Origin of the sequence: Citrobacter werkmanii (assembly GCF_008693645.1) — a bacterium.
GTDB lineage: Bacteria > Pseudomonadota > Gammaproteobacteria > Enterobacterales > Enterobacteriaceae > Citrobacter > Citrobacter werkmanii.
The window spans coordinates 3,189,828-3,203,417 of record NZ_CP044101.1 but is presented as its reverse complement, the minus strand read 5'-3'; the positions used below and the strand labels follow the sequence as shown (position 1 = coordinate 3,203,417).

The following is a 13,590-nucleotide window of genomic DNA, read 5'->3' as shown; positions in this document are numbered from 1 at the left end:
GAGTTATTGCAACTGATAAATAAAGATTAACCTTACCTGAGGTGACAAGCATGTCACCTCATCATTACAAAATGTGGTACAGAATGTTAACGCAACTACTCAGCTTGCCTCGTCATATAAAACGCATGATCATGGTGGCAATAGATTTTGTTCTATTGTTGTTCGCTTTCTGGGGCGCTTTTTGGGTCCGAATGGATGTTTCTGCACCTTATACTAGCTACGAGCACTGGAAGTTACTAGCTTGTCTTATTGTTGTTACTGTATTTGTCTTTGCAAGGATGGGGTTATACCGCACGGTTCTAAGATATGTCACAGCCAAGATATTTGTAACGGTCCTGCTAGGCCTTTGCATATCAACAGTGCTGCTTATAATATTATCATATTTTTTTGACATATTTCTTCCCAGAACAATACCAATAATTTATTTTGCTTTCTCATTATTATTAATTTGCGGTTCAAGACTATTATTTAGAATGTTGCTTACTTATGCTGTGCGTGGACGAACGCCAGTTATTATTTATGGAGCAGGAGCTTCCGGTAGACAACTTTTAACCGCCTTAAGGCAGGTAGATGAATATTTCCCGGTTGCATTTATTGATGACAATCCTTTATTGAATAAAGTCGTTATTCATGGTGTAACTGTTTATTCTCGAAAAAATATTGAAAAATTAGTTCATCGCTATGGCATTAAAAAAATACTATTAGCGATGCCTTCTATTTCAATTGAAAAACGAAAAGAAGTTATTACATATTTAGAGGACTTTCCATGTGAAGTTTTATCCATACCTGGTATGGTAGATCTTGTTGAAGGAAAGGCTCAAATTATGGCTCTCAAAAAAGTATCTATTGATGATCTCCTCGGAAGGGAACCTGTTTCACCTGATGCAGAATTATTAGCGAAAAATATTCGTAATAAAGTTGTCATGGTTACTGGGGCTGGTGGTTCAATTGGCTCTGAGATATGTCGACAAATTATTTTACAACACCCCAAGATTCTGATTTTGTTTGAAGTGTCTGAGTTCGCGCTTTATTCTATCGAAAAAGAACTAACTATGCTCGCGCATAATGATAATAATGATGTTGTAATAATCCCGCTAATGGGATCAGTTCAAAAACTACATCGTTTAGAAACTATTATGCGTGTTTTTAATGTTAATACTGTTTATCACGCTGCAGCATATAAACATGTCCCGCTGGTTGAATATAATGTAGTAGAAGGTGTTAGAAATAATATTTTTGGGACACTGTATTGTGCTCAAGCAGCGATATCATCTAATGTTGAGACTTTTATCTTGGTTTCAACTGATAAAGCTGTTAGACCGACTAATACGATGGGGGCGACGAAACGTGTTGCGGAGTTGGTTTTACAGGCTTTAGCGCAAGAGCAGTCATCAACCTGTTTCAGTATGGTCAGATTTGGTAACGTTTTAGGCTCATCAGGGTCGGTTGTCCCATTGTTTGAAAAGCAAATCGAGCAAGGTGGGCCTGTTACTCTGACGCATAAAGATATCATCCGCTATTTCATGACAATACCAGAGGCTTCTCAGTTGGTTATCCAGGCCGGTGCCATGGCTAAAGGTGGAGATGTCTTTGTGCTCGACATGGGCGATCCTGTTCGAATATATGACCTGGCAACTCGTATGATCAAACTATGCGGCTTAAAGATTAAAGATGAATCAAATCCGGATGGTGATATAGAAATTAGTGTCACTGGGTTGCGTCCAGGAGAAAAGCTCTACGAAGAATTGCTGATTGGCGAGCAAGTTCTTGGTACATCTCACCCGAGAATTATGACGGCACATGAAGATATGCTCAGTTGGGAAGAACTTGAGAGTTACCTGAAGCAAATGGATGAGGCATGTACTAATTTTGAGCATGATATCATTCGTGATCTCTTACTGAAAATACCGACAGGTTTTCAACCCACCGATGGTATTTGTGACCTGGTATGGCATGCAAAGCATAATGTCTCCGGATGCACTTTGAATGTGACATGTTGAGTTAGCACATCAACCGCTATCTACTTTCAAGTATCCTGGGTTAACATCTAGAACACATTCAAGCCGCGCATACCTTGCGCGGTGACCACACCTGACAGGAGTATGTAATGTCTAAGCAACAGATCGGCGTCGTCGGTATGGCAGTGATGGGGCGCAACCTGGCGCTCAACATCGAAAGCCGCGGTTATACCGTCTCCATCTTCAACCGCTCCCGCGAAAAAACTGAAGAAGTTGTTGCCGAGAATCCGGGTAAGAAACTGGTTCCTTATTACACGGTGAAAGAGTTCGTCGAGTCTCTTGAAACCCCACGTCGTATCCTGTTAATGGTGAAAGCGGGCGCAGGCACAGATGCTGCCATCGACTCACTGAAGCCGTATCTGGATAAAGGCGACATCATCATTGATGGTGGTAACACCTTCTTCCAGGACACTATTCGTCGTAACCGTGAACTGTCCGCAGAAGGCTTTAACTTCATCGGTACCGGCGTATCCGGCGGTGAAGAGGGGGCGCTAAAAGGCCCGTCCATCATGCCTGGTGGTCAGAAGGAAGCCTACGAACTGGTTGCGCCGATCCTGACCAAAATCGCTGCTGTGGCGGAAGATGGTGAACCGTGCGTGACATATATCGGCGCTGACGGCGCGGGTCACTATGTGAAGATGGTGCACAACGGGATCGAATATGGCGATATGCAGCTGATTGCGGAAGCCTATTCTCTGCTGAAAGGTGGCCTGAACCTGTCTAACGAAGAGCTGGCAACCACCTTCACCGAGTGGAATGAAGGTGAGCTGAGCAGCTACCTGATCGACATCACCAAAGACATTTTCACCAAAAAAGATGAAGACGGTAAATACCTGGTTGACGTGATCCTGGACGAAGCGGCGAACAAAGGTACCGGTAAATGGACCAGCCAGAGCTCTCTGGATCTGGGCGAACCGCTGTCTTTGATAACAGAGTCCGTATTCGCGCGTTACATCTCTTCTCTGAAAGATCAGCGCGTGGCTGCATCTAAGGTACTGTCCGGTCCGCAGGCCAAACTGGCTGGCGATAAAGCTGAGTTTATTGAGAAAGTGCGTCGCGCGCTGTATCTGGGCAAAATCGTCTCCTACGCGCAGGGCTTCTCTCAGCTGCGTGCTGCGTCTGACGAGTACAACTGGGATTTGAATTACGGCGAGATCGCGAAGATTTTCCGCGCGGGCTGCATCATTCGTGCGCAGTTCCTGCAGAAAATCACGGACGCGTATGCTGAAAACAAAGGCATCGCCAACCTGCTGCTGGCACCGTATTTCAAAAACATTGCCGACGAATACCAGCAGGCGCTGCGTGATGTCGTGGCCTACGCTGTGCAGAACGGTATTCCTGTACCAACGTTCTCCGCTGCTGTAGCTTACTACGACAGCTACCGTTCTGCGGTACTGCCGGCGAACCTAATCCAGGCCCAGCGTGATTACTTCGGTGCGCACACTTATAAACGTACTGATAAAGAAGGTGTGTTCCACACTGAGTGGCTGCAGAACTAACTTGTGATATAGCCAATAAGTGGATGAAAATTCACTTATTGGCTGCTTTATAGCACTTTACCTTCAAGAGTATCTCTCAGTTCGGTTTATAAAATATAAATATTGATTGTTATCATTCTCGGTAGTCGGAGTTATTATTAATTAACATATATTAATGAGCTTTGGCTACAAATGCTTAAAAAATCCGCTTTCAATATAATGACGAACGTTTTTTTTCTTATTTTAGCATTGCGGCACAAGGTGGTTTAGTTATATGCTGAGAATAATTTTAAAATTCTCGTTGATAGCTGTAGGTTTCTTAGCAGGTCCAGGAGTTATATTCCTGTTACCTTATATAATGCCGGCTGATTCGTATGCCAATTTTGCTAAGGTTCTAACCTTTTCGCAGATGTTAGCATTAGTTAGTGGATTAGGGTTGGAAATTGCAGGTGCCAGATTTAATATTGCGATTGTTCGTGTCACGAAAATAATATTGCTGACAACTTCGATATCTTCGGTATTACTTTTTATTATATTTCCCGGCACAACTTCTGAACAAAAATTAATTGTCTGGTGCATTGCATTTACAACTGTACTTTCTACGGTATATCAATCTTACTTTCTTTTTAGGGGGCAAGCGTTAATATATGGTCTATATGGGTTACTGCGCTCAAGTATTATGCTTGTATCACTAATTATCTTATTAAAGTGGAAGGTTGAAGTAGTATTGTCTTATGGAGTTGCGACTATTATAGGTTTTTCGGTTTCCTTATTATTGGTTAATAAGAATATTAAGGTCTCATTAAATGAAAAAAATTATGACTTCAAGTACCTAATTAAAGCAAGTATGCCATTTTTTATTATAAATGGAGTGGCAGTGTTACCAATCATACTTGATAGATTAATGGCTCAGCAGAATCTTGTATCAACCGAGTTTTCAAAGTATATAGTTGTTACTACATGGGCAGTACCTATTATGTATATAGGGAATATTTACCAACAGTTTATTATTTCTCATTTTGATTTGTTTTCGTTGAAAGCACTTTTCAAAAAAAATCTTATTTTGCTTGTTGTTAATACAACATATATCATCTTAGTGGTTGCAATAACTGATAAAATAGTTCAGGTTCCATATTTTAAATCATCAGCTGATTTTGTTCCTATATGGCTTCTGGTTTCAGGTTGGTACACTGTATACTCCGCTGTTGCTTTTCCTGCAGCAGCCTATGTTCAACGGAGGTTAGAAGAAAGTATGGTGCAGAAATTGGCGTGGTGGACCGCAGGATTATTACCGTTAGCTCTTTCTATTGCTTATTTTACTGCTTCAAACCAATGGTCGCATGTTGGCATGTTTGCTGCGGCGATTTTTTCATCTGTGTTTGCGTCTCTAATATTGGTGCCGCGGATCTTCTTTGTTCAGAGAGATTTGACGAAAAATGTTTCTGATTAATTATGTAATTCTGTTGCTAGTAACAATTATCATTACTCTAATTGATAATGGTGGTTTGCTCGCATTTTTATGTGAAAGTGCTATTGCCCTCTTAATACTAGGGTATTCAGCCAATAAAAGAGGAATCCCTTATACAGAAAATGCGGCACTCATTTTTGCCAGTCTCAGTTATTTTTTTATACTAATGTATCACATAATGTTTGATGCGATAGTACCAATGCCATTTCTTCTCAAGGCTACGTTATCTGAGCGGTACGAGGCAACATTACTGAGTTTATTTTTTGTAAATGCTTTAATATTGGGTGGATTACTTTCTGTATTTTTCTCACCGCCTCGAGAAATGTATAGAGAATTTCAAGCTAACCGCCCCCTTCATTTGTCGAGGAAAATTATTGGGCAATTATTCTTCATCGCATGGTTTCCAGTTATATTATCTATAATTGCTTATTTTGCATATTTCCGAACGCAGCCCTATGTAGCGTTACATATTGATGGGGGCGGGGGGTGGGGGTATGGTTTGAAATTCATCTATGTCTCATGTGCTATTGTTTTTATTGTAGGGGTTTTAGAAGATGATTTTAATAAATACAAATGGAAACTAATTTTATTAACCTTTGCTCTCATATTTGTTTATGGGGTTTTATATAAGCTAAGGTCTCCTTTAATGTATTACTTATTGTTGTTGCTATTTGTTCATGGACGAAGATTACGTTTAAGAAGCCTTATTCTAATTGGTGTTATTGGTGTTATCTCCCTTGCTGGCATTGCGTTAATTCGTGATAGCAGTTTAACTGAAAGTGGTGTCGGAACTGGTTTGCTCGATATGATTGTCGGTTTGGGGGGGCAGGTAGATTCGATGATTTTTGCCAAGCATTACATCGATAGTAATGGCATTATGGGAGGGGCGGGGTTTCTCAATAGTTTCTTTGGCCTTGCTGAGCCTATGACGAATGAATATGCAAAATCTATCGATCTGGATTACTTTAATGCAGGAGGCGGCTTCGGCTTTTTTATTACATCTGACTTCCTCTTAAACTTTGGTGTATCTTTCGGATTACTGGCCATGCTGTTCTTTGGCTATTTACTAACAAGTATCAGACGCATACAAAGTGGCTTTTATAGTCTGGCCTTTTTATCAACAGTCTACGCCGGAGCATTTGTTCTTGTCCGAAATGATTTTGGTAGTACGTTTCGTTCATCAATGTATACTTTTATAAGTATTCTTTTAGTGATGTTAGTTTTAAAAATAGCAGTATTATCGTCCGCAAATAAAGTGGGCCAGCAGTCAAAGGAATAAAAATGAAAGTTTTGCAATTAGTTTCTCGAGTAGACGAAGAGGCTGATGGCGTCGCTTCGGCGGTGTTAGATTTGACTAACAATATGCAGAATGAAGGGTGCGATGCTAGACTCGCATGTGCAATACCTAAAAATAATAGGATGCTTCCATCTGGGGCTTTAACAGCAAATTCAACTAATTTATTTCGCTGGGATCTTAATTGGGGATTGATCTCTAAATTAAAAACCTTTTCTAATGAGTTTGATATAATCCACAATCATGGGCTTTGGAACCCGGTTAATATTGCTGCTGGCTATCTAATACCTCGACATGGATGCAAATTGGTTTGTTCTCCTCATGGTACACTAACAGAATGGGCGATGAACCACTCAGCTAGGAAAAAAAAGATTCTATGGCCTCTACAGAGGCAAGTTTTAGAAAATGCTTCATTAATCCATGTTACTTCCCAAAGTGAATATTTGGATGTTCGTCGGTTGGGATTTAAAAATCCAATAGCTCTCATTAATTTGGGGATTTCGCTTCCTGACTTTGCCGAAGATAAATCTTGCTCGAATTCAAAAACGCTTCTCTTTTTGAGTCGTATTCATGAGAAAAAAGGTGTTGATAACTTGCTTCTTTCCTGGAAAGAATTACAAGGTGAATTTCCTTGTTGGAACTTGAAAATTGTCGGGAAGGGCGACGAGAATTATGTTGATAAAGTTAAATGTTTGGCAAAAAAATTGGATTTGGAAAGAGTTCAGTTTTGTGGGCCAGTATATGGGACTGATAAAATTAATCTCTATTTAAGTTCTGATTTATTTATCTTGCCAACTTTCTCAGAGAATTTTGGTATAGTGGTAGCAGAGGCTTTGTCTTGTAGTGTTCCTGTGGTTGTTGGAAAAGGGGCACCTTGGGAAGATGTTATAAAAAATAATTGTGGTTGGTGGGTTGATAATAGTGTTGAAGAACTAGTTAGGACTTTGCAGAAAGCTATGCGACTCGATAATACTGTTTTATCTGAAATGGGAATATCAGGTAGAGAATGGATGCAACGTGACTTTTGCTGGCGTGGAGTTGTTGGAAAAATGCATGCTAGCTATGAATGGTTGTTTAGCAAAACAAATAAACCCGATTGGATAATTTTAGATTAATAATGTTTTCATCAAGTGGCGACACTTTTTGATTGTCCCTTGGCTATAATACTAAATTAACTTTTGTTGAAATAAAACTTCCCATGTGAAATTATCATCAGCTTGAGTTAGAATAATTTTGCAATAGAGAATATGCATGAAAACCCTTATTGCTAAGGATGCCTGCTTTATCAATTCAGCCTGATAGCTCTGGACAGCAGGGATAGGATTTACTGGATGTCTGAACAGAAACTCTCAGACTGTAAGCGCAACTTAAACGCACTGAGGAAGAACGGGATATTCTGTAAAAGTCAGCGCGTTACATTGCAAGGGAGTCAAGCTGAAGTATCGCAATATCAACGAGCATCTTGCCTCCATTATGAACCGTCGTGGTGACTGCTGGGATAATGCGGGTGCAGAATCATTCTTCAGTTCACTCACCAAAGAGCGCATCAGGAAGCGGATATATAAAACCTTGGACATGGCCCATGCGGATATCTTCGATATACCACAACCTTACCTGACGCACAGCCACCTCGGTTGTGTCAGCCCGGATACCTCCGAAAAGGCATCTCCGTGAGACTGCACTGTCTACTGTATCGTGGTCACTCCAAACGCTTCAACGTGAATTTAGTTGGTTTTTTGCGATACCAATTATATTTATAATGCGGCATGAACTCTTGTCTGTCATAATTATGAGGCTATCCTTGACTGGGCTATACACACGCCAAAATATTATTGAAGCCGATAAAGTATCTGCCTGTATCGTCGAAGAAGGCTGCTTATGATTGGTATCTTTCTAATGTCGTGAAAAGATCAGATGTCTAACGTTCGAAACCGCAGCGAACTGTTACGTAACTGTTACCCGTGGATTAATCCGATTTAATCATCCATAATTTTCTTGGCCCAAAGCTTATTTTAGAGCTTTTTTGCGCTCAAGATCTCTGAAATCGGGCGTTATGGCTGAGATAGTGCTCCGTCAATTGGGGGGCCACGTTATAGCTCTTAGGGCGACTCTTCCTTGACACTAACTTGGTGTAAGAGGTACAAAACCTACCATTCTTGTGGTGGCCGATCGGCTGTCATCGTGGTTTAACTCAAAAAAGTTACTATCGAATGAAAATAACAATTTCCGGTACCGGTTATGTAGGTCTGTCGAACGGTGTTCTGATTGCCCAGCACCATGAAGTGGTTGCTCTTGATATCGTCCCGGCGAAGGTCGAGATGCTGAATCAGAAAAAATCGCCGATTGTTGACAAAGAGATCGAAGAGTACCTGGCGACAAAACAGCTGAATTTTCGTGCAACGACTGATAAGTATGATGCATATCGTGCTGCGGATTACGTGATCATCGCGACACCGACTGATTACGATCCGAAAACTAACTACTTCAACACCTCCAGCGTCGAGTCTGTTATCCGCGATGTGGTTGCAATTAACCCAAATGCAGTGATGGTCATCAAATCCACCATTCCGGTTGGTTTTACCAATTCAATTAAAGAACAGTTTGGCATTGATAATATTTTCTTCTCGCCTGAGTTCCTGCGTGAAGGTCGTGCTCTATACGATAATTTGCATCCGTCGCGTATCGTTATAGGTGAACGCTCCGAACGTGCAGAACGGTTTGCCGCGCTGTTGCAGGAAGGTGCGGTGAAGAAAGATATTCCGATGCTGTTTACTGATTCTACTGAAGCCGAAGCCATCAAGCTGTTCGCTAATACCTACCTGGCGTTACGCGTGGCCTATTTTAACGAGCTTGATAGCTATGCCGAAAGTCTTGGTCTGAACACCCGGCAAATTATTGAAGGCGTATGTCTGGATCCGCGTATTGGTAATCATTACAACAATCCGTCCTTTGGCTACGGTGGCTACTGCTTACCGAAAGATACTAAGCAGCTGTTGGCGAACTACGCGTCTGTGCCGAATAACATTATCGGCGCGATCGTCGATGCTAACCGTACGCGTAAAGACTTTATTGCAGATTCCATCCTGGCGCGTAAGCCTAAAGTGGTTGGCGTGTACCGATTGATCATGAAAAGTGGCTCTGATAACTTCCGCGCATCCTCTATTCAGGGGATCATGAAGCGTATTAAAGCCAAGGGCGTACCCGTTATTATTTATGAACCGGTCATGGAAGAGGATGAATTTTTCCACTCTCGGGTAGTTCGCGATCTTAACGCGTTTAAAAATGAAGCAGATGTTATTATTTCTAATCGAATGACGTCTGAATTGGCTGATGTTGCAGAAAAAGTCTATACCCGCGATTTGTTCGGTAGTGACTAAACCTGAGCAGACTTCCTTCAATCCTACCAGATGGTCTCATGGTATGCCTTTTGCGAGTCTTACCAACTTTTAGAAATGGCCTCAACGGTTAACGTTGCGGTCATCTCCTTCTGTAGTTATGAACACACGTTTAAAGCCCTGTCAATAGGGCTAAAAAGTGCTTGAATTTTAAACAAATGATTTCTAAACATGGTTTCATTTTTGCTGCTACTTGTTATAACTCGTTAGTGGCTTTAATATCCTGTTATCGTTGGTTTACGGAGGCGGCAATGAAAAAAATTTATGGCGTTGTGGGTGCAGGAGGCTTTGGGCGTGAAGTTATTCCTCTTGTAAAGAAAATGATCGACGATTCAGGGGAAATCTCTGAGCTCGTTTTTATTGATGATAACGATGCACTTGATAAGGTCAATGGTTATAATGTTATGTCCTTAAAGGACTTCCTTGATTCAGATTTTGAAGAAAAGTTATTCAATATTGCAATCGGCGATAGCCAGATACGCGAAAGAATTTCGGCTGAAATGATCGCCAGAGGGGCCAAAGCTATCTCTATTGCTCATGATAATGTTGTTATTCTTGATAATACAATAATTGGTGAAGGTTCGATATTATGTCCGTTCGTTACTGTGACATCAAACGCGAAGATAGGTAAATTCTTCCATGCCAATATTTATTCCTATGTTGCTCATGATTGCATTATAGGAGACTACGTTACTTTTGCACCTTCGGTAAAATGTAATGGCAGTGTTGTCGTAGAGGATCATGCGTATATAGGTACTGGAGTAGTCATAAAACAAGGTACTCCTAAGCGTCCTATTGTTATTGGGAAGGGGGCTATTGTAGGTATGGGGGCTGTTGTTACTAAAAGTGTCCCACCTGGGGTTACAGTTTTTGGCAATCCAGCTAAGCCTCTTGGAAAGGGATGAACAATGATTAGTAATAGTGTTTCAATTGAGGAAATAGAAGTTGGCATGAGCGCAAGTTATACTCAAACTATAACTGATGCTGATATTAAAGCGTTTGCTGGAGTATCTGGGGATCATAATCCTGTACATGTCAGCGATACCTATGCTTCAGAATCCAGGTTTGGTAAACGGATTGCGCATGGTTTAATATCAGCAGGGTTCTTTTCTGCATTATTCGGAACCAGATTACCAGGTTATGGTTGTGTATATGCTTCACAAACACTCAATTTCAAATATCCTGTTTTTATTGGTGATACGGTACTAGCTACTGTCACTGTAAAATCAGTTGATATAGAAAAGAGGAAGATTACTTTTGATACCATCTGTCAAGTTGGAAGGAAAAAAGTAATTACTGGAGAAGCAGAAATCTATATCCCTGAAAAGAAATAATGGACATGCTTCAGAGCTTAAATTTGTACTGAATGTAAAAAGACAACTAAGTACAGAGAAAATTAATAATGCTTATCATAAGATAGAATTCAGACTATGCAAAAGAGCAAAAATCCGTTATCCCATAGAGGCTACGGATTTTTGCACAATCAGGGGTATTTGGGATTTAGTAAATACTTAGCTTTTACCTTTCATTACGTTACACTTTATAAAACACACGGTACCAGTCAACAAAGTTCTTAACCCCATCTTTAACCGTTGTTGTAGGTTTAAAACCAATAACGTCATACAGTGCTTTGGTGTCCGCGCTGGTTTCCAGCACATCACCGGGTTGTAGCGGGAGCATATTTTTTGTCGCGTCGATGCCAAGAGCTTCTTCCAGAGCCTTGATATAATCCATCAGTTCAACCGGTGAACTATTGCCGATATTGTAGACGCAATACGGCGCGGAGCTGGTTGCCGGAGAACCGCTTTCAACAGTCCACTCCCCGTTGGGCGCAGGAATGACATCCTGCAAGCGAATAATTGCTTCTGCGATATCACCAATATAGGTAAAGTCACGCTTCATTTTGCCGTAGTTATAGACGTCAATACTTTTCCCTTCCAGCATCGCTTTGGTGAATTTGAACAGCGCCATATCCGGGCGACCCCACGGACCGTATACGGTAAAGAAACGCAGGCCGGTTGTGGGCAATCCGTACAGATGAGAATACGTATGGGCCATCAGTTCGTTGGCTTTTTTGGTTGCAGCATACAGGGATACGGGGTGATCGACGGAATCGTCCGTTGAGAAAGGCATTTTGCGATTCATGCCGTATACCGAGCTGGAAGAGGCATAAAGTAAATGCTGAATTTTATTATGCCGACAACCTTCCAGTATGTTCAGAAAACCTGTGAGATTGGAGTCTGCGTAAGCATGAGGATTTTCGAGTGAATAGCGTACGCCAGCCTGTGCAGCGAGATGGATCACACGATCAAAATGCCCGGATGCGAAGAGTGCTGACATGCTTTCCCGGTCGGCTAAATCACTCTTATGAAACTGGAAGCCGGGGTGTACCAGCAGCTCCAGACGGGCCTGCTTTAGACTCACGTCGTAGTAATCGTTCAGATTATCGATACCGACGACTTGATGGCCAGCCTCAAGGAGGCGTTTGCTAACATGGAAGCCGATGAAACCAGCAGCCCCCGTAACCAGGTATTTCATGTTCGTTCCTCTTTTCGGCTAAAAAGCAGCCAGGCACTATCTGGTGCGACGAAAAGTGAAATAATACCGTCAGATGGCAAAAAAGCTAATGGTTATCCTTTTTACGCATGCCATTTTTAGTGGTAAGTTAATAAATATTCATGCCGTGAATTTTTAATTAACGAGAATGTCTGGCATTTACGCTTGATGACATTTAACCCGCTGTTTGACGCTTTTCCTGCAAAGAGTGGCCATTCAGTATTGACACTTTTTTTAAATTCCTTCCTTTTTTCTCAAGTGACTAAAATACCAATCAAAATCTCTCAATCAATTTGATTTTTTATCATTAATCCTATGGAATTGCTTCAATTTTTAGCTAAACTAATTCGAGTTTAAGTCCTTCCTTCCTTAATTAGGGTATCTATGTCTGTAAGTGATAACAACATGTCCGGGCGCGGTAACGATCCGGAACAGATTGATCTGATTGATTTGCTGATGCAGTTATGGCGTGGGAAAGTCACTATCGTTGTCGCGATTGTTGTTGCCATTGTTCTGGCGGTGGGCTATCTGGCGGTTGCTAAAGAGAAATGGACCTCTACCGCAATTATTACTCAACCGGATGTTGGACAAATTGCCACCTATAACAATGCCCTCAACGTGTTGTATGGCACTAACGCGCCTAAGGCGACTGAACTTCAGACAAATGTGGTTGGTCGTTTCAGTACCTCTTTTTCTGCATTGGCAGAAACGCTTGCTAATCAGGAAAAACCACAGAAACTGTCGATTGAGCAGTCTGTTAAAGGCCAACAGTTGCCGTTAGAGGTCTCCTATGTGGCGAGTTCTCCAGAAGATGCTCAGCGTCAGCTGGCTGAATACATTCAACAAACAGATGAAAATGTTGCTAAAGAGCTGGAGCTTGACCTGGCTGATAACATCAAGCTGCAAACCAGTACTCTTGAAGATTCTCTGAAGACTCAGGAAGTGGTCGCTCAGGAACAAAAAGATCTGCGAATTAAGCAAATCCAGGAAGCGCTGCGTTATGCTGAACAGGCGGGTGTGATTAAGCCGCAAATTCAACAAACCCAGGATGTTACGCAGGACAGCATGCTGTTGCTGGGTAGCGATGCCCTGAAATCTATGGTTGAACACGAGGCTACGCGTCCTTTGATATTGTCTGATAACTACTTCCAGACCAAGCAAAAACTGCTGGATATCAGAAATCTTAAGCTTGAAGGGGCAGAGTTGCACTCTTATCGCTACGTGATGAAACCAACGTTACCGATTCGTCGTGACAGTCCGAAAAAAGCCATTACCCTGGTACTGGCCGTTCTGCTGGGGGGAATGATTGGTGCAGGTATCGTGCTGGGGCGAAATGCGCTGCGTGGTTACAAAGCCAGAGCGTAGCAGGTCGAAGGCAGTT

Annotated in this window: 10 protein-coding genes and 1 pseudogene; 10 read left to right on the top strand and 1 reads right to left on the bottom strand. The window is 41.7% G+C overall.

What is annotated here, in order from left to right; translation table 11 throughout:
- Positions 1-83: 83 nt before the first annotated feature.
- The 9 genes and pseudogenes from FOB24_RS16240 to FOB24_RS16205 all read left to right on the top strand — a co-directional run bounded on the left by FOB24_RS16240 (position 84) and on the right by FOB24_RS16205 (position 10,987).
- The gene (locus FOB24_RS16240; RefSeq protein WP_150345169.1) at positions 84-2,000 is read left to right on the top strand and encodes a polysaccharide biosynthesis protein; all 1,917 of its coding nucleotides are present in this window, start codon (positions 84-86) and stop codon (positions 1,998-2,000) included.
- A gap of 107 nt (positions 2,001-2,107) precedes the next feature.
- A complete protein-coding gene (gene gndA / locus FOB24_RS16235; RefSeq protein ID WP_150345168.1) occupies positions 2,108-3,517 on the top strand; it encodes an NADP-dependent phosphogluconate dehydrogenase in 1,410 nt (469 codons plus the stop codon).
- A gap of 253 nt (positions 3,518-3,770) precedes the next feature.
- On the top strand, positions 3,771-4,946 hold the full coding sequence (locus FOB24_RS16230; RefSeq protein ID WP_150345167.1) for a hypothetical protein: 1,176 nt from the start codon (positions 3,771-3,773) through the stop codon (positions 4,944-4,946).
- Positions 4,933-6,243, top strand: a complete 1,311-nt coding sequence (locus FOB24_RS16225; protein WP_150345166.1) for a hypothetical protein — start codon at positions 4,933-4,935, stop codon at positions 6,241-6,243. Before FOB24_RS16230 ends, FOB24_RS16225 begins: the two co-directional genes overlap by 14 nt.
- Positions 6,244-6,245: 2 nt before the next feature.
- Positions 6,246-7,373, top strand: a complete 1,128-nt coding sequence (locus tag FOB24_RS16220) for a glycosyltransferase (protein ID WP_150345165.1) — start codon at positions 6,246-6,248, stop codon at positions 7,371-7,373.
- A gap of 343 nt (positions 7,374-7,716) precedes the next feature.
- Positions 7,717-7,932 (top strand): annotated as a pseudogene (locus tag FOB24_RS24465) (IS3 family transposase); the annotation flags it as partial.
- Between the two features lie 536 nt (positions 7,933-8,468).
- Entirely contained in the window at positions 8,469-9,635 is a 1,167-nt protein-coding gene (gene ugd, locus FOB24_RS16215) for a UDP-glucose 6-dehydrogenase (RefSeq protein WP_150345164.1), read from the top strand.
- A gap of 269 nt (positions 9,636-9,904) precedes the next feature.
- Complete coding sequence (locus tag FOB24_RS16210; RefSeq protein WP_110497526.1) at positions 9,905-10,558, top strand: acetyltransferase; 654 nt, start codon at positions 9,905-9,907, stop codon at positions 10,556-10,558.
- 3 nt (positions 10,559-10,561) lie between these two features.
- The gene (locus FOB24_RS16205; protein ID WP_110497527.1) at positions 10,562-10,987 is read left to right on the top strand and encodes a MaoC family dehydratase; all 426 of its coding nucleotides are present in this window, start codon (positions 10,562-10,564) and stop codon (positions 10,985-10,987) included.
- A gap of 199 nt (positions 10,988-11,186) precedes the next feature.
- Here the strand turns inward: FOB24_RS16205 and FOB24_RS16200 are convergent, their stop codons facing one another.
- Positions 11,187-12,191 (bottom strand): NAD-dependent epimerase, encoded by a 1,005-nt coding sequence (locus tag FOB24_RS16200; RefSeq protein WP_150345163.1) that lies wholly within the window; start codon positions 12,189-12,191, stop codon positions 11,187-11,189.
- A gap of 402 nt (positions 12,192-12,593) precedes the next feature.
- Here FOB24_RS16200 and wzzB point away from each other — a divergent pair, with 402 nt between their 5' ends.
- Complete coding sequence (gene wzzB, locus FOB24_RS16195; RefSeq protein WP_121529233.1) at positions 12,594-13,574, top strand: LPS O-antigen chain length determinant protein WzzB; 981 nt, start codon at positions 12,594-12,596, stop codon at positions 13,572-13,574.
- Positions 13,575-13,590 lie beyond the last annotated feature (16 nt).

What these genes read in the sequence shown, in the direction of transcription:
- FOB24_RS16230 (WP_150345167.1), top strand. Translation starts at nt 3,771, where the DNA reads ATGCTGAGAATAATTTTAAAATTCTCGTTGATAGCTGTAGGTTTCTTA.
- ugd (WP_150345164.1), top strand. Translation starts at nt 8,469, where the DNA reads ATGAAAATAACAATTTCCGGTACCGGTTATGTAGGTCTGTCGAACGGT.
- wzzB (WP_121529233.1), top strand. Translation starts at nt 12,594, where the DNA reads ATGTCTGTAAGTGATAACAACATGTCCGGGCGCGGTAACGATCCGGAA.
- FOB24_RS16220 (WP_150345165.1), top strand. Translation starts at nt 6,246, where the DNA reads ATGAAAGTTTTGCAATTAGTTTCTCGAGTAGACGAAGAGGCTGATGGC.
- FOB24_RS16200 (WP_150345163.1), bottom strand. Translation starts at nt 12,191, where the DNA reads ATGAAATACCTGGTTACGGGGGCTGCTGGTTTCATCGGCTTCCATGTT.
- gndA (WP_150345168.1), top strand. Translation starts at nt 2,108, where the DNA reads ATGTCTAAGCAACAGATCGGCGTCGTCGGTATGGCAGTGATGGGGCGC.
- FOB24_RS16210 (WP_110497526.1), top strand. Translation starts at nt 9,905, where the DNA reads ATGAAAAAAATTTATGGCGTTGTGGGTGCAGGAGGCTTTGGGCGTGAA.
- FOB24_RS16225 (WP_150345166.1), top strand. Translation starts at nt 4,933, where the DNA reads ATGTTTCTGATTAATTATGTAATTCTGTTGCTAGTAACAATTATCATT.
- FOB24_RS16240 (WP_150345169.1), top strand. Translation starts at nt 84, where the DNA reads ATGTTAACGCAACTACTCAGCTTGCCTCGTCATATAAAACGCATGATC.
- FOB24_RS16205 (WP_110497527.1), top strand. Translation starts at nt 10,562, where the DNA reads ATGATTAGTAATAGTGTTTCAATTGAGGAAATAGAAGTTGGCATGAGC.